We start from the raw sequence: 17,143 nt of genomic DNA, 5'->3' as shown, positions 1-17,143 counted from the left end.
GGATAGGCGCCATGAACGGGGGCAGCACAATCGTCGAATTCTGGCGCAACGCCGAGGCAACGGCCGGGGACGCCTCTCAGGCGGACGACAGCTTGCTGTTGAAGCAGGCCGTCCTGGATCTGGAAGAGGAAGGCGTCCTTGCGGAGCATGGCCATGGCATGCGCGGCGCGCAATGGGCGCTGATCGCCGCCGGTCTCGCCTGGATCGGCTTTGCCGGGTGGGCCACGCTGTCGTCCGGGCAGTGGCGCGCCGGTCCCGCGGCCTGGCCGGGCCTGGTCGCGACCATCCTGGTTCCCCTGATCCTGCTGGGCGTCTGCTATCTGCTGTTGGTGCGGAACAGCCGTGGCGAGGCGCGCCGTTATCTGGACACGGCGCGGGCCTTGCGGACGGAGGCGGAACTGCTGGAACTGCGGCTGGGCCGAATCGCCGGCCAGTTGGAGACGGCGCGTCAGACCATGCAGGATCAGGCCGAACTGCTCGACAGCTATGGCGCCGCCGCCAGCAGCAATATGGAAGCGTCGGCGGAACTGATCGCGAGCCGCGCCCACAGCACCGCGGAGCACGCCGAGGCCGCCGAGCGCGCCGGGCTTGCGCTGGTCCAGCGGATGGAGGCGCTGGTCGCATCGATCCCGGAACTGGAGGATCGCGCCACCCGCATGTCGGCGCAGATCGTCGACAACGGCCATGCGCTGGCCGAACGCATCGATACGCTGGAGGCGCGGCTGCAAACGCTGGGCGAGCTGTCGGACGATGCCCGCACCCGCACGCTTTCAGCGACCAAGAGCCTGTCGGGCCAGCTTACCGAGATTCAGGAGGCCGCCCGTTCCGCGACGCAGGAAGTGACGGGCATGGCGGACGTGGCGGCGGGCCGGATCGAGGCGACCGCGCAGAGCGCGCGCAAGGCGATGGAGGAGAGCCGGCTTGACATTGAGGAGAAATCCGTCGCGCTGAGCGACCTGACCGACCGCACGAAGGCGGACATTGCGGAGACGACCCAATCCGTCATCGCCCTGCTGACGCAGGAATTGAACCGCGTCGAGATCGACGTGCTGCATCGGCTGGAAACCACCCATGGCCGGGCGCAGGAAACCATGGCGGCGGTCGACGCGAACCTGACCGCCCAGGCCCTGTCGCTCAAATCGCTGATCGAAGGCGCGCAGGCCGGGATCGCGGCGACCAGCCAGTCCGCGCTTTCCATCCTGTCCCGCGATGCCGAAGCTATCGAGGCCGAACTGCATGATCGGGTCGAGACGGCCATTGCGCAAATGCGTGAAGGCATCAGGCTGACGGACGAAGGCGTCGCCCGCCAGACAGAGACGCTGGAGGCGCTGATCGCCCGTTCGCGCGGCAGCATCGACGCCATCGGCGATGAAACCGTCACCAACCTTGCGGATCATGTGGGCGAAATCGAAAGCCGCCTGCACCAGATCAACGATCTGGTCGAAGGACAGCGGGCGCTTGTTTCCGGCCTGCAAGGCAATCTGGACGAGGCGATCGAGGCCGCCCAGTCGCGCTTCGCGGCGATGGAGCAGTCCGCGCTGACCCGCAATGAGCGGCTTACCGACGCCCTTTCCCGGCTGACGACGGAAACGCAGCGCATCGATTCGGCGCTGGCGGCTGGCGGGCTGACGGCCGAAAGGCTGATCGGCAGCGCGGAGACGTTGATGATGGCGCTCGATTCCAGTGTGCGGGAACTGGACGAGACCTTCCCGGCCGCGCTCCAGCGGTTCAACGGGCGGATCGAGACCAGCCGCACGCTGCTGGACAGCGCCGCGCCGGAAATGGAGCGGCTGGAGGCGATCTCCGAAGCGCTGCTCGGCCGCACCCAGGAGGCGGAGGAACTGCTGCGCGGCCAGGGCCGCCGCCTGACCGAGTGGCTGAAAAGCACGCAGAGCGGCGTCGACGCCAATCGCCAGTTGGTGGAAAAGCTGCGCACGGCGCTCGACAATGCGCATCAGGACGCGACTCGCATTACCGAGGGGGCGGGGCCGCTGCTCGTCACCGCCCTGCTGCGGGTCAAGGACACCGCCGATCAGGCCGCCGAACGCGCTCGTCAGGCGCTGAGCCGGGCCATTCCCGAAGCGGCGCAATCGCTCGCCGACGCCAGCGAAGAAGCGATGCAGCGCGTCATCGGCGAAAAGGTCGCCGCGCAGATCGAAGCGATCGCCAACGTAGCCGAGGAAGCGGTGAAGGCGGCTCACCAGGCATCCGACCGGCTGACCCGCCAGCTTCTGACCATCGCGGACACCAGCGCCAGCGTCGAAGCGCGGATCGAGGAGGCCGAGCGCGCCGCCGAGGACCGCGACCGCGACCATTTCGCGCGCCGCTCCGCGCTGATCATCGAATCGCTGAACAGCACGGCCATCGACGTTTCCAAGATATTGTCCAACGACGTCACGGATTCGGCCTGGTCAGCCTATCTGAAGGGTGATCGCGGCGTATTCACGCGGCGCGCGGTGAAGCTGCTGGATGCGGGCGAGTCGCGAGAGATCGCGATCCATTATGACAATGACCCTGAATTTCAGGAGCATGTGAACCGATATATCCATGATTTCGAATCGATGTTGCGGATCATATTGTCGGCCCGCGACGGCAATGCGTTGGGTGTCGCGATCCTTTCGTCGGACATGGGCAAGCTTTATGTCGCGCTCGCCCAGGCAATCGAGAGGCTGCGGCAGTAAATCGGGTGGTATGGGGCCGGAATCGCTTCGCGATTTTCCAGCATGTCGAAGAGCCATTCCCTGCTTAATCCAGGCATGGATGTGTAGGACAGGATTTTCAGCTGAGGCTGGGCAGCTTCGATTGCAGGATGTTTGTGGAGTGTTTTGGCCAATCCAAGACATTCCTTCTCCCTTGAGGGAGAAGGATACGGAGCCTTGCTGAGCGGAGCGAAGCTAGGCGCAGTTGGATGAGGGGGTGCGGGCCTGCGGCCCGCGCGGTCCCTTGGACCGCATCCCCCTCACCCAGCTACGACTAGGCAGCAAGCTGCCAAGTCTGCGCAGCCCTCTCCCTCAAGGGAGAGGGGTAAAAGGAATGGCCGCTTTCCACCCAGAAGAGACAAAAACCGGCGGATCGCTCCGCCGGTTTTTTCATTGCATATCGCGTAGGACTTTCCGCACTACGGGCGGGCAGGCGCCCGCCCGTGGCTGTCGGTTTTTAGAAGTCCATGCCGCCCATGCCGCCCATGCCGCCGCCGGGCATGCCCATCGGCGCCTTGTCGTCGGCGGGCAGTTCGGCGATGGTCGCCTCGGTCGTGATCAGCAGGCCGGCCACCGAAGCGGCGTCCTGCAGCGCGGCGCGGACGACCTTGGTCGGGTCGATCACGCCAGCGGCGACGAGGTTTTCATAGGTGTCGGTCGCGGCGTTGAAGCCCTTGGTCTCGTCATTCTCGCGCAGCAGGTTGCCGGCGACGACGGCGCCGTCGACGCCCGCATTCTGGGCGATCTGGCGCAGCGGCGCTTCGATGGCCTTGCGGATGATGTCGATACCGCGGGTCTGGTCGTCGTTGGCGCCCTTCAGCCCTTCCAGAGCCTTGGTCGCGTACAGCAGAGCCGTGCCGCCACCGGGGACGATGCCTTCTTCAACGGCTGCGCGGGTGGCGTGCAGCGCGTCGTCGACGCGGTCCTTGCGCTCCTTGACTTCCACTTCGGTCGCGCCGCCGACCTTGATGACGGCAACGCCGCCAGCCAGCTTCGCCAGACGCTCCTGCAGCTTTTCGCGGTCATAATCGGACGTGGTGGTCTCGATCTGAGCGCGGATCTGCTCGGTGCGGCCCTTGATCGCTTCGCCGTCGCCAGCGCCATCGACGATGGTGGTGTTGTCCTTGTCGATGGTGACGCGCTTGGCGGTGCCGAGCATGCCGAGCGTGACATTCTCAAGCTTGATGCCGAGGTCTTCGGAGATGACTTCGCCCTTGGTCAGGACGGCGATGTCTTCCAGCATGGCCTTGCGGCGGTCACCGAAGCCCGGAGCCTTGACCGCAGCGACCTTCAGGCCACCGCGCAGCTTGTTGACGACCAGGGTCGCCAGCGCTTCGCCTTCGATATCCTCAGCGATGATGAGGAGCGGACGGCCCGACTGAACCACAGCTTCGAGGATCGGCAGGATCGACTGCAGGTTCGACAGCTTCTTTTCGTGGATCAGGATGTACGGATCAGCCAGCTCGACAGCCATCTTTTCCGGGTTGGTGATGAAGTAGGGCGACAGGTAGCCGCGGTCGAACTGCATGCCTTCCACGACGTCCAGTTCGAAGTCGAGACCCTTGGCCTCTTCCACGGTGATCACGCCTTCCTTGCCGACCTTTTCCATCGCTTCGGCGATCTTCTGGCCGACTTCGACGTCGCCGTTGGCCGAGATGATGCCGACCTGGGCGACTTCGTTCGAACCGGCGACCGGCTTGGAACGGCCCTTGATGTCCTCGACAACCTTTGCGACGGCGAGGTCGATGCCGCGCTTCAGGTCCATCGGGTTCATGCCGGCGGCGACCGACTTCATGCCTTCGCGGACGATGGCCTGGGCCAGGACGGTCGCGGTGGTGGTGCCGTCACCGGCGATGTCGTTGGTCTTCGAAGCGACTTCGCGGACCATCTGCGCGCCCATATTCTCGAACTTGTCCTTCAGTTCGATTTCCTTGGCGACGCTGACGCCGTCCTTGGTGATGCGGGGGGCGCCGAAGCTCTTGTCGATGACGACGTTGCGGCCCTTCGGGCCCAGGGTCACCTTGACCGCGTCGGCCAGGATGTCGACGCCGCGCAGGATGCGCTCACGAGCGTCACGCGAAAACTTTACGTCCTTCGCTGCCATGATCTTTTACCTCTCTTTGAGAATTGCAAATCTTGCGAAGTTCACACCGTTACGGGCACGAAAATCCGCCAAAATAGGAAATGACGATCGGGTTCGCAGTTACGCGATGACGCCCAGAATGTCGCTTTCCTTCATGATCAGCAGGTCTTCACCGTCGACCTTGACCTCGGTGCCCGACCATTTGCCGAACAGGATGCGGTCACCCGCCTTCACGTCCAGCGGCGTCACCTTGCCGTCTTCGGCCTTGGAGCCGGTGCCGACGGAGACGATTTCGCCTTCCTGCGGCTTTTCCTTGGCGGTGTCGGGGATGATGATGCCGCCGGCAGTCTTCTCTTCCGCTTCCACGCGGCGGACGAGAACGCGGTCATGCAACGGACGAAATGCCATGTTGAGTGCCTTTCCCTCTTTACGACGTTAAATAGGATAAGGTGGAACCGCCCATGGAGGGCGACTCCGGCTCCTTCTCCCGATGAACCCGTGCCTGTTAGCACTCCCTTTCGGGGAGTGCCAGCGCCGTTTCATATGGACGGGGAAAATGGGCGATCAAGAGCGGTGCGGAAATTTTTTCCACCCCGCACCGGTGGAAACGGCCCAGTCGTCCCACCGTCTTTTTTGATCGCCGGGTTTGCGCCAGACGGCGACCATCCTTACCTAGGCCGCAATATCCCCCATTCCCATTCACGGCTTCGAAGGAAACGCCTGCATGACCGAGAAAAGCTATATTCCGCCGCGCGTCTGGACCTGGGACAAGGAAAGCGGGGGCGCCTTCGCCAATATCAACCGGCCGGTCGCGGGGCCGACCCATGATAAGGTGCTGCCGGTCGGCAAGCATCCGCTGCAACTTTATTCGCTCGCCACGCCCAATGGGCAGAAGGTGACGATCATGCTGGAGGAGTTGCTGGAGGCGGGCAAGGATGCGGAATATGACGCCTGGCTGATCCGCATCAATGAAGGCGACCAGTTCGGCAGCGGTTTCGTTTCGATCAATCCGAACAGCAAGATTCCGGCGCTGATGGATCATGGCGCATCGCCGCCGCAGCGGCTGTTCGAATCCGGGTCGATCCTGGTCTATCTGGCGGAGAAGTTCGGCGCTTTCCTGCCGACCGACCCGGCCAGGCGGACGGAGACGCTGAACTGGCTGTTCTGGCAGATGGGCAGCGCGCCGTTGCTGGGCGGGGGCTTCGGCCATTTCTACGCCTATGCGCCGGAGAAGTTCGAATATGCGATCAACCGCTATGCGATGGAGGCGAAGCGGCAGTTGGACGTGCTGGACCGGCAACTGGCCGAGCATGAATATATTGCGGGCGACGAATATACGATCGCGGACATGGCGATCTGGCCCTGGTATGGCGGGGTCGCGCTGGGCCGCGCCTATGATGCGGCGGAGTTTCTGGACGTCGGCAGCTACAGCAATGTGCAGCGCTGGGCGAAGCAGATCGATGCGCGGCCCGCAGTGAAGCGGGGGCGGATGGTCAACAAGGCGATGGGTCCGCTGGAGGAGCAGTTGCGCGAACGCCATGACGCGGGCGATTTCGCGACGCGGACGCAGGACAAGCTGCAAGGCGCGGGATAGGGTGTTGGTGCGTTAAATCTCCTTGCGTGGCATGGGATGGGAAAGGGGCACGACCTGCGTAAATTCCCCTCCACCAGCCTGCGGCTGGTCCCCCTCCCCATCTTGCGATGGGGAGGACTTGGATAGGTTCGCCGACCACGCCGACGGTCGGTGGCGATTTCAGGTGCGGCGGGCGGTTTGCAGGGATTCGGATGTGATAGGGTAACCGAGATGGGTGGGAATGCAGAGATGCGTTTCGCCATCTCTCTCCTCCTGCCAGGGCGTTACCTTTTCGACCGGGATGGACAGGGCGTGGGCCGCGAGGTCGTCGAAGCTGGTAAATTGGGCCAGCCGTTCCAGATTGCGCCGCGTCGGGAAGATGATCTGCCCTTCCCCACGGTCGCAGCGGGCCAGGGTTTCGGCCGCGGCGCTCCAGAAAAGCTGGACATTTTCGGTTTCATCGACACTCGCCGCCTGCCCTTCTGGCGCCTGGACGAGGTAGAAGCGGGTGTCGAACACGCGCCGCACCCGCTCCAGCCGGGCGGGGTGCCAGCGGGCGAAGGGCAGCAGCGCGTCCAGCGCGACTTCCAGTCCATGGGCGTTCAATATATCGCCAAGAGCCGCGCCTTCGATCAGCGCCCGTCGCATCGTCGCGATCCGGTCCGGTTCCGGCGGGCGGGTGAAGCCGATGGCGAGGCCGCTTTCCTCCAGCGTCTCGCGGATCGCGGCGATGCGGGCCGCCGCTTCGTCCAGCGGCAGGCCGCCCGCGATCCTTTCCGCCAAGGCATGATCGCCCGCATCCACGGCGCCGCCCGGAAAGACCAGCGCGCCCGCCGCGAAGGCCATGCTGGACGCCCGTTCCATCATCAATATTTCCGGGGCCGCGCCGGGGCGATTGCGCAGGATCACCGCTGTGGCGGCGGCGCGGCTCTCTGGAACTTGTTCTGTCATGGAACCGCAATAGGCTTTGCGGTCGCCAGCGGTAAAGTCCCTTCCGCCGATCAGGGCGTGTCGCCGCACGCGTCCATCGGCATGCTGACATAGTCCAGCTTCACGTCGGAGATGCTGATGTCGGCCGCGCCGGTGGATCGCAGCACCAGCGGCGCGGTGACGGCCTGCATGTCCGCGCCGCGCTTGGCGAAACATTGCAGCGGGATGGCGAGCCGGGTCCACTCCCCTGCCCTGGCGGAGGAAATGCTGTTTCCTATCGGCAGTTCGACGGTTTTGCCGCCGCTTTGCAGGCCAGCGGTCAGCTTGCCCGCCGGCTTGGATTCCGCCTTATATTCGACGACCAGGCTGATTTCGCCGTTGCTCTCGCGGGAGAGGTCGATGGCGCGGGGGGCGGTGAAGGCGACCTGCCCTGCCCCCCTCCAGACGAAGCGGCGGCTGTCCTCCTGCGCGCGGCGGTCGACGCCGCTCTGGGTGACGCCCTCCGCCTCTATGGACCAGCCCGGCGGCGTCTGGCCGCGTCCGTAGAAGGTGCCGGGGGTGGCCGCCGCCATGCCCGCCGGGCGGCTTTCGTCCAGTTTGCCGACCTTGCCGGGCTGGGCGTAGCTGAGGCCGTAGCCGAAGGGGAAGAGCGGGTCATAGCCCGCGTCGCGGCGGTTCAGCACATATTGGTCGGGGCGTTTGGGCCAGGAGAAGCTGAGCTTGCCCCGGAAATCGTGGCGCGGCTTACCGTCGGGACCGGCGAACAGCAGGTCGGCCACGCCGCCGCCCTCGCTGCCGGGCAGGAAGGCCGCGACGAAGGCGTCGGAGGCGTTGAGTTCCGCATTCACCCAGAGCGGGCGGCCCGACAGGAACACCGCGACGACCGGCACGCCCGCCGCCTTGAAGCGGCGCAGAATCTCCAGATCCTGCTTGTCGCCGGGGCTATATTCCAGATTGGGCACGTCGCCCTTGAATTCGGCATAGGGTTTTTCGCCGAAGACGAGGATGGCGGCGTCGGGCCTTTGCGTGAAGCGGCCGTCGGGGGCGTAGCGCGCCGTGCCGCCGCCCGCCTTCACCGCCTCCTCTATCCCCTTCCAGATCGACTGGGCGTTGGGGAAGGCGGAATTGGGCACGTCGATCCCCTGCCAGGTGATCGACCAGCCGCCCGCCTGCTGGCTGATGCTGTCGGCGGCCTCCCCCGCGACGAGGATGTTGGCATTGGCCTTGAGCGGCAGGACGCCCTCATTTTTGAGCAGCACCAGCGATTCGCGCGCGGCGCGGCGGGCGACGGCGCGGTGGTCGGCGGAGCCGATGGCGTCGAACCGGCCCGCAAAGGCACGGGTGGAGGGGCGGCCGCGGTCGAAGGTTCCGGCGCGGACCTTGACGCGCAGGATGCGCCGCACGGCGTCGTCCAGCCGCGCCGCCGGGATGGTGCCGTCCTTCGCTTCGCGCAGCGTATTGTCGTAAAGCTGCTTCCAGCCGGAGCCGGAATACATGAACATGTCCAGCCCGGCGTTGATCGCCTGCGGGCAATCCTCGTTGGAGCAGCCCTGCACCTGGCCATGGCTGTTCCAGTCGCCGACGACGAAGCCGTCGAAGCCCATGCGGTCCTTCAGCACGCCGGTCAGCAGCGATTGGTTGCCGCTCATCTTTTCGCCGTTCCAGCTTGAGAAGCTGGCCATGACCGACTGGGTGCCCGCCTCGATCGCGGCGGGGTAGCCGCCCAGATGGACGTCGCGCAGCACCTCTTCGGGCACTTTCGTGTCCCCCTGGTCGCGGCCGCCGGTGCCGCCGTCGCCCAGGAAATGCTTGGTGGTGGCGATGAGATGGTCGGGGGCGAGGAAGTCCTTCGTGCCGACCCTGCCCTGCACGCCCTCTATCATGGCGCCCGCATAGTCGGCGGCGATCTGCGGCTCTTCCCCGTAGCTTTCATAGGTGCGGCCCCAGCGGTCGTCCTGCACCACGGCCAGCGTCGGGGCGAAGGTCCAGTCGAGGCCAGCCGCCGCCGTCTCCAGCGCGGTGATGCGGCCGATTTCGCGGATCAGCGCGGGATCGCGGGCCGCGCCCAGACCGATATTGTGGGGGAAGAGCGTGGCGCCGACGATATTGTTGTTGCCGTGAACGGAGTCCGTGCCCCAGATGATCGGGATTTTCGGGCCTTTGCCGGTGCGCGCCATGGAGGCGTCATAATATTCGTCGGCCAGTTGGAGCCATTTGGCGGGGGAGGCATATTCATCGCCATAGGGGCCGCTATTGCCGCCGTTCAGGACCGAGCCGATCTTGTAAGTGCGCACGTCGGCGGGGGTGATGGAGCCGATGTCGACCTGGATGATCTGGCCGACCTTATCCTCCACCGACATGCTTTTCAGCAGCGCTTCGACGCGCTTTTCGACGGCGGGGTCGCGTTTGGGCTGGGCGGCGACCTTCGGCCAGAGTTCGGGATGGGCGACCGAGGCGGCGGGTTGCTGCGCGGTTGCGGCAGTGGCGAGCAGGAGCGTCAGCGCGGTCAGGGAAACGGGCGAAAGGCCGATGGTCATGGCGTCTCCTAACATAGTCTCTATTATGGTTTCAGGCTGAGGGCATCCAGTTTCGCCACGCCCTTGAGCGTTGCGTCGCCTGCATGATGGCCGACCGCCAGCGCATAGTCGCCGCTGTCGAGCCGCCAGCCCTTCCCTTCCTCGAACCGGGCGATCAGGCGCGGGTCGACGGTCATGGTGACGCGGCGGGTTTCGCCGGGGGACAGGCTGAGCTTGTCGAAGCCCGCAAGCCGCCAGGCGGCGATACCCGCGCTGCCCCGCGCCTGCACATAGAGTTGCGGCACGTCGGCGCCCGCGCGGCTGCCCGCATTGGTGACGTCGAAGCTGACGGTCAGGGCCGCGCCGTCCTGCACCGTCAGATTGGCGTAGGTGAAGCGGGTATAGGTCAGGCCATGGCCGAAGGGGAAAAGCGGCTTCACCCCCTTCATCGCATACCAGCGATAGCCGACCTCCGCGCCCTCCGGATAGTCGACCGCGAAGGGCGCGACACCGCCGGTCATGCCGTAATTGGTCTTGTCCCCGGCATCCCGGCGGGCCTCAGCCGCGTGCAGTTCGGCCAGGCCCGCCGGTTCCGGGCGCGGCGCCTGATCGGCCCGCACCGGAAAGGTGATGGGCAAGCGACCCGAAGGCGCCACATCACCGAAAAGGATATTCGCGATGGCTTCGCCGCCGCGCTGGCCGGGATACCAGGCCTGCACCAGCGCCGGAACCTTTGCGATCCAGGGCATCTCCACCGGGCCGCCCGTTTCCAGCACGACGATGGTCTTGCGGTTGGCCGTGGCGACCGCGTCGATCAGCGCGTCCTGATTGTCGGGCAGGCGCATATTTTCGGGGTCTTGCGCCTCGGTCTGCCATTGCCAGCCGAAGACGATGGCGAGGTCGGCGCGGCGCGCCGCCTCCGCCGCTGCCCGTGGGTCGCTGCCGTCGACATAGCTGACCTCCGCCTGCGGGGCGAGGGCGCGGATCGCGTTCAACGGCGAGGAAGCGTGCCACGTCATGCGGGCGAAGGAGGCCGCCGCGCCCTTCGTCAGCGGAATTTCGACCGGGGCCCCGCCGACGGAGCGGACCTGTGACGATCCGCCGCCCGACAGCACTCCAACATCGGCATGGCCACCGATCAGGACGATCCGCCGCGCGCTTTTCGCGAGCGGCAGCAGGTCGCCCTCATTCTTCAACAGGACGATGCCCTCTCCCGCAGCGCGCTGGGCGATGTCGGCATGGGCGGCATAGTCGATCTGGCGCGGGCTTTCCGGGACGGGGTCGTCCATCAGGCCGCTGGCGATGACGCCGTAAAGGATGCGCCGCACCATGTCGTCCAGCCGCGCCGCAGGGATGCGGCCAGCCCGATAGGCGTCCTCGAACGGCTGGCCGAAATGGATGGCGTCGTCCAGTTCCTGCCCGGATTCCTGATCCAGCCCGCCCAGCGCCGCCTTCTCCGTCGAATGGACCGCGCCCCAGTCGGACATGACCCAGCCCTTATAGCCCCAATCCTGTTTCAGGACGCTGTTGAGCAGCCAGTCATTTTCGCAGGCATAGTCGCCATTCACCTTGTTATAGGCGCACATGACGGAGGCGGGATCGCCGATCTCCGTCGCGATCTGGAAGGCCAGCAGGTCGCTTTCGCGCAGCGCCGCCTTGCCGATGCGGGCGTCCAGCACGGTGCGGCCGGTTTCCTGCGAATTGAGCGCGAAATGCTTGATGGTGGAGACGATATGGTTGCTCTGGACGCCGCGAATATGTTCGCCCGCCATCACCCCGGCCAGCAGCGGGTCTTCGCCCAGATATTCGAAATTGCGGCCGTTCCACGGGTCGCGGGTCAGGTTGACGCCGCCCGCGAGCAGGATGTTGAATGTCTTCGCCCGCGCCTCCGCCCCGATCATCGCGCCGCCCGCATAGGCAAGCGCGGGGTTGAAGGTGGCGGCGGTGGCCAGGCTGGCGGGCAGAGCCGTGGCCGTGTCGCCCTTGCGCTGTTCGATCTGGTTGGCGACGCCCAGGCTGGCGTCGCTTTCGCGCAGGGTCGGGATGCCGAGACGCGGGATGCCAGGGATGTGACCGGCCGACGGGATCATGGCGATGGGTTCGGCGGGCTTGGCCAGCGGCGGGAAATAGCCGTGGATGATCGCCAGCTTTTCCTGCGTCGTCATGGCGGCGACCAGCGCCTGCGCGCGCGCCTCCGCCGACAAGGCGCGGTTGCTGCCCGCGACGGTGGACGGGGGCGTCCGGGCATGGGCCATGCCCGCGACGCCCAGCAGGAGGGAGGCGATCAGCAGCTTGCGCGTCATCGGGATACTCTTCGATAGGGGGAGATGGGGGCGGCGGAAGGCCATTCGGCCCTTCCGCCGCCCGTGATGACGATCCGGCCAGGGGGGCATGCCGGTCGTCACCAGGAACCTGCCCCTAGAAGTTGGCGCGGGCCCGCACGCCCCAGGTGCGCGGGGGCTGGAGGTTGGAGAGGAACACCGGGTCGTAGCGCGGCGCGCCGAAGGCTCCCGCTCCAGTGCGGATGCGGCCGTTTTCGATATTCTGGACGAAGGCCTCGACCGAATATTTCTGGTCCGGCGACAGGAAGCGGATCGACGCGTCCGACCGGAAATAGGCCTTCTGCCGGTCCCAATCGGTGCCGTTGGTGCCGCGATCAGGCATATTGTCGGCCGGATCGTTGGGATTGACGAACGGGTTGGCGTCGCCGTTGAAGTAGCTGAGCCAGCTCTTCGTCTCATAATGGGTGGTGAAGCGCGGGGTGATCTTCGCGCCGCTCGCCAGTTCGAAATCATGCTCATAGCTGAGCGTGGCCGAGAAGCGCGGGGCATGCGCCAGTTCATTGCCCTTGAGCTGGGCGATGGAGGACAGCTTGCCCCCGTCATAGAGGCGGCCGTCGACGCTCTCCAGTTCCTCCAGCTTCGTCTTCTGGAGCGTGCCGGAGAATTGCAGCCGGTCATTGTCGGTCAGGTTCGCCATCAGTTCGGCCTCCAGACCATAGGCCTTCGCGCCCTTCGCATTCTGGGTGATCATCTGGCTGCGCACCACATTGCCCTGATCGTCGCGGAAGGTGACGGCCTGGTTCACCTGATAGCCCTTGAAGTCGCTATAATAGGCGGCAAGGTTCAGCGTCACGCGGCGGTCGAGGAAGCGCGACTTCAGGCCGACTTCATAGTTGGTGAGCGTTTCCGGATCGGTCAGCCCGGCATTGTCCTGGATATTGCCCGACTTGAAGCCGGTGGAGATGCTGGCATAGCCCAGCACGTCTTCCGCCAGGTCGGCATCGACGCGGGCGAGATAGGTGAGCTTGTCCCACTTGCCCTTCACGTCGTTGCTGGAGATGGAGAAGCCGGGGAGCAGCGCCACCAGTTCATCCGCCGTCGCGCCGGGATAGGCGCCGAAGATGCCGCCCTGGCACGCATCGGCGGGCAGGGTCGCGGGGCAGCCGGAGAAGGTCACGTTGCGGCCGCCAATATCCTCCTTCTTGTCCGAAGTGTAGCGCAGGCCGCCGGTCACGCGCAGCGCATCCGTCACATGCCAGACCGCCTGGCCGAAGACGGCGCGGCTGTCGATCTGGCGATTGGCCTGGATGAAGCTGCCCGCCCAACTGAAAGTGCCGTCGCGATAACCGTTCCGCTGGTCGATGTCGAAGCGGATGCGGTTCTTTTCATGGCTGTAATAGGCGCCCAATATCCAGTCGACCGCCTGCTCGCCGGTCGATTTCAACTGAAGCTCATGGCTCTGGAAATCATAGCGGGAGGAGAGCGTGCGGTTTTCCCCGAAGGCGCCGAGCGGCAGGTCGTTGCCGTCCGCGTCGACCTGACCGGTGGGCGGCAGCGCGCCCGCGTCCGCGTCGGTCTGCGTCGAGCCGCCGATCCGCGACCAGCCCGCAATATAGCTCAATTGGATGCCGTCGGTGACGTCGTAGTTCATCGTGCTGCGGACGGCGACCGAATAGCGGTCCGTGTCGGGCGCGGTGTCGCTGAGCGTCGACCAGCGCTTCGTGCCGGGGCGCGGCGTCTGGAGCAGGCCGATGACCGGCGCGCCATTGTCGAGGAAGCCTTCCGCCGACAGGTTCCAGCTAAAGCGCTCGCTGGGCTGCCAGAGCATGGATACGCGGCCCGACTGCTGGTCGGCGGCATAATATTTCTTGCCGGTAGTGACGAAGGCCGAACGGTTGATGCCGGGGACGTCGGGCGCGGGCTGGAAATCGGCATAGCCGTCATGCCGGTCGGTGACGAAGGCGACCCGGAAGGCCAGCGTGTCGGTGACGGGGATGTTGATCGCGCCGCGCACGCCCAGACGGTCGTAATTGCCGGCGGTGACCTCCACATTGCCTTCGAACTGGCCGAGCTTGGGTTTGGCGGAGATGAGGCTCAATGCGCCGACGGTCGCGTTGCGGCCGAACAGCGTGCCCTGCGGGCCGCGCAGCACTTCGACGCGCTCCATGTCGTACATCAGCACGGAGGCGCCCTGCGAACGGGGCGAATAGATGCCGTCGACATAGATGGCGACTTCGGGGTCGGCCACTTCGGTATAGGCGCTGTCATTGCCGATGCCGCGCAGCGTCAGCAGCACCGCCGACTGGTCGCCCTGCTGGTTGAACTGGAGCGAGGGGACGAATCGGGCAAGGTCGGTGACGTCCTTCACCTGCTGCCGGTCGAGCTGCGCCTGGCCGAAGGCGGACACAGCGAGCGGCGTCGATTGCAGCGTGGTTTCGCGGCGGGTGGCCGTCACGATGATATCGCTGCCATAATCGGGCTGGGCCGCCGCCTGGGGGGCGGCTGCTTCCTGCGCGAAAGCGGGGGTCATCCACAAGGTTGCGGATGCAAGCGCGGTGCCTGCGGCCAGCGCAATGCTTTTCATCATCTTCTCCCTGGACCGGATGGTCTGTGGGACGCGTATTGACCAAAGCCTGACAACGATGTCAACAGGATTTTTGACATCGTTGTCACATATTGCCATATTGCGCCGAACGGGCTTTGCCGGTTTCACTCTCTTGTCCAAGGTTCAGCCAAAGCCTCTTTCCATGGTGGCCATCACGTCATCCCCGCCCCTTTCCGATCATGAGCAGGTCGCCAGCCGCCTTTTCCGGCTGTCGGTCGGCGTGTTTTTCATCGGCGGATTCCTGACATCATCGGTCAGCCTGCTGGTGCCGCAGCTCAAGCTGATGCTGGATCTGGATTATAAGGGCGCGCTGCTGGTGCAGATGGCCTTTCATTCCAGCTATATGATCTTCGCGCTGCCGATCACCTGGGCCATCGTGCGGGCCGGTTATATGCGGGCCATCGTCGCGGGGTTGGCGGTGATGACGGCGGGATGCCTGGCGCTGACGCTGGCGCAGGCGGCGCTTTCCTTCGCCATGGTGCTGGGGGCTTTGTTGCTGGTTTCGGCGGGGCAGACCTTCCTTCAGATCGCGTCCAACACCGTGGTCGCGGTGATCGGGCCGTCGCGGGGCGCGGCGCGGCGGCTGACGCTGCTTCAGGGTTTCAATTCGCTGGGGACCGTGGCGGGCCCGTTGCTGAGCGCTCCGCTGCTGCTGGGCGAGTTGGACCCGCAGGCGCGGCGTGGAGATGCCGCCCTGCCCTTCCTGGCGACGGCGCTGGTCACGGGGCTGCTGGCCTTCGCCTATTTCCGCAACCGCGCCTTGCTGGAGGAGAGCGGGTCGCGGCGCTTCGTTGCGGTCGGGCAGATGTTCCGGGTGATGCGGTCCCGCCGTCTGCGCTGGGGCACGGCGGCGATCTTCGTCTATGTGGGGGCGGAGGTGGCGATCGGCGCGCTGCTGCCCACCGTGCTGATGCGGCCGGACCGGCTGGGGGCAGCGCCCGTGCTGGCCGGGCAGTTGGTCAGCCTTTATTGGGGCGGCGCGATGGTCGGGCGTTTCCTGGGCGCGTGGGCGATGCGGCGGGTCGCGGAGGCTCGGCTGCTGATGGGGGTTGCCTTGGGGGCGGGCCTTTTGACGGTCGCGGCGATATTTCTGCCGGGCGGGGCTGGCGCCTGCGCGCTGCTGGCGGTGGGGCTGTGCAACGCCATCATGTATCCCACCATCTACGCCCTCGCCCTGCCCGAAGACGAACGGGAAGCGCCGGTCGCGTCCATGTGGCTGTGCATGGCGGTGGTCGGAGGGGCGGTCGTGCCGCTACTGACGGGGGCGCTGGCGGATGCGACGGCGTTGCTGCCCGCGCTGGTCCTGCCCGCCGCCTGCTATGCCCTTGTTGGCCGGTTCGCGGCCCTGTGCGCGCAGCCGCTGGAGAGCCGTTCATGAGCATCGTCACGATCAAGGATGTCGCGGCCCGCGCAGGCGTCTCCCCCAAGACGGTTTCCCGCGTCATCAATGGCGAGGACCATGTCCGTCCCGAAATAAGGGAGGCGGTGCAGCGCGTCGTCGCCGAACTCAATTACCGGCCCAACGCCTTTGCCCGCAGCCTTTCCAGTTCGCGATCCTATCTGCTGGGGCTGTTCATCGACGACCCCGTGTCGGGCTATGCCGCCGATGTGCAGCATGGCGCGCTGCTGCGCTGCCGGGAGCGCAGCTATCATCTGGTGGTGGAACCGGTCGACCTCCATCAACCGGACTGGAAGGACCATGTCCGCAACAGCATCACCAGCCTGAGGCTGGACGGCGCCATCGTCGCCCCGCCGATTTGCGATGTCGCTGAATTGATCGACCTGTTCCGGGAGGCGGACGTGCCCCATGTGCTGATCGCCCCTTCGGGCGAGCCGGGCGGGTCGGGCGCGGTGCGGATGGACGACCGGGGCGCGGCGCGGGAGATGACCGAGCATCTGATTGGCCTCGGCCATCGCCACATCGCGCTGGTGCAGGGACCGGTCAGCCACAGCGCGTCGGCCCGGCGGGAAGAGGGATTTCGCGCGGCGATGGCGGCTGCGGGGATTGCGGTGGACGAGCGGGCCGTTGTGCGCGGCGACTTCAGTTTCCGGTCGGGGCTGGAATTGGGTGAGGCGTTGCTGAACCGCGCCGACCGGCCAAGCGCCGTCTTCGCCTGCAATGACGATATGGCGCTGGGGGTGCTGATCACGGCGATGAAACTGGGCATAGCGGTGCCCGATGCATTGTCCGTCGCCGGATTCGACGATGCGGCATCTTCCCGCGCCGCATGGCCGCAGATCACGACCATTCGCCAGCCCAAGGCGGAAATGGCGGCCGCCGCCGTGGACATATTGGTCGATCCGTCCTTCCGCAAGAAGGACGCCGGTTCGCAGGCCCCGTTGATGCTGCCCCATGCGCTGGTGGTGCGGGACAGTAGCGGGCCCTGCCCTGCGGCTTGAGGCGCCGTCGTTCGGGGCAAACTGAGCAACTGCGCAGGTTGAGCCTCCGTTCGTC

The 17,143-nt window shown here is 65.9% G+C and carries 10 protein-coding genes; 4 read left to right on the top strand and 6 right to left on the bottom strand.

What is annotated here, in order from left to right; all coding sequences use genetic code 11:
- Positions 1–11: 11 nt before the first annotated feature.
- The gene (locus BV95_RS02530) at positions 12–2,681 is read left to right on the top strand and encodes a hypothetical protein (RefSeq protein ID WP_037446950.1); all 2,670 of its coding nucleotides are present in this window, start codon (positions 12–14) and stop codon (positions 2,679–2,681) included.
- Positions 2,682–3,156: 475 nt separating this feature from the next.
- Here the strand turns inward: BV95_RS02530 and groL are convergent, their stop codons facing one another.
- Positions 3,157–4,803 (bottom strand): chaperonin GroEL, encoded by a 1,647-nt coding sequence (gene groL, locus BV95_RS02525; protein ID WP_037446947.1) that lies wholly within the window; start codon positions 4,801–4,803, stop codon positions 3,157–3,159.
- Positions 4,804–4,902: 99 nt separating this feature from the next.
- Positions 4,903–5,190: a co-chaperone GroES gene (groES, locus tag BV95_RS02520; protein WP_007688871.1), complete on the bottom strand. Its 288-nt coding sequence runs from the start codon at positions 5,188–5,190 to the stop codon at positions 4,903–4,905.
- Positions 5,191–5,506: 316 nt separating this feature from the next.
- Between groES and yghU the strand changes: the two genes are divergently transcribed.
- Complete coding sequence (yghU, locus tag BV95_RS02515; RefSeq protein ID WP_037446944.1) at positions 5,507–6,376, top strand: glutathione-dependent disulfide-bond oxidoreductase; 870 nt, start codon at positions 5,507–5,509, stop codon at positions 6,374–6,376.
- A gap of 159 nt (positions 6,377–6,535) precedes the next feature.
- On the opposite strand, the gene BV95_RS02510 is transcribed toward yghU, so the two are convergent.
- The 4 genes from BV95_RS02510 to BV95_RS02495 form a co-directional block, all read right to left on the bottom strand.
- Complete coding sequence (locus BV95_RS02510) at positions 6,536–7,306, bottom strand: NUDIX hydrolase (RefSeq protein ID WP_037447032.1); 771 nt, start codon at positions 7,304–7,306, stop codon at positions 6,536–6,538.
- A 50-nt stretch (positions 7,307–7,356) separates the two neighbouring features.
- Entirely contained in the window at positions 7,357–9,822 is a 2,466-nt protein-coding gene (locus tag BV95_RS02505) for a glycoside hydrolase family 3 protein (protein ID WP_037446941.1), read from the bottom strand.
- A gap of 23 nt (positions 9,823–9,845) precedes the next feature.
- The gene (locus tag BV95_RS02500) at positions 9,846–12,104 is read right to left on the bottom strand and encodes a beta-glucosidase family protein (RefSeq protein WP_037446938.1); all 2,259 of its coding nucleotides are present in this window, start codon (positions 12,102–12,104) and stop codon (positions 9,846–9,848) included.
- Positions 12,105–12,219: 115 nt separating this feature from the next.
- On the bottom strand, positions 12,220–14,670 hold the full coding sequence (locus BV95_RS02495) for a TonB-dependent receptor (protein ID WP_037446934.1): 2,451 nt from the start codon (positions 14,668–14,670) through the stop codon (positions 12,220–12,222).
- Between the two features lie 160 nt (positions 14,671–14,830).
- Here BV95_RS02495 and BV95_RS02490 point away from each other — a divergent pair, with 160 nt between their 5' ends.
- Both BV95_RS02490 and BV95_RS02485 read left to right on the top strand, forming a co-directional pair.
- On the top strand, positions 14,831–16,066 hold the full coding sequence (locus BV95_RS02490; RefSeq protein WP_037446931.1) for an MFS transporter: 1,236 nt from the start codon (positions 14,831–14,833) through the stop codon (positions 16,064–16,066).
- The gene (locus tag BV95_RS02485) at positions 16,063–17,088 is read left to right on the top strand and encodes a LacI family DNA-binding transcriptional regulator (RefSeq protein ID WP_037446928.1); all 1,026 of its coding nucleotides are present in this window, start codon (positions 16,063–16,065) and stop codon (positions 17,086–17,088) included. Before BV95_RS02490 ends, BV95_RS02485 begins: the two co-directional genes overlap by 4 nt.
- Positions 17,089–17,143: the final 55 nt, after the last annotated feature.

It is taken from the genome of Sphingobium chlorophenolicum (assembly GCF_000722875.1).
Classification (GTDB): domain Bacteria; phylum Pseudomonadota; class Alphaproteobacteria; order Sphingomonadales; family Sphingomonadaceae; genus Sphingobium; species Sphingobium chlorophenolicum.
This window is presented reverse-complemented; position numbering and strand designations above follow the sequence as displayed.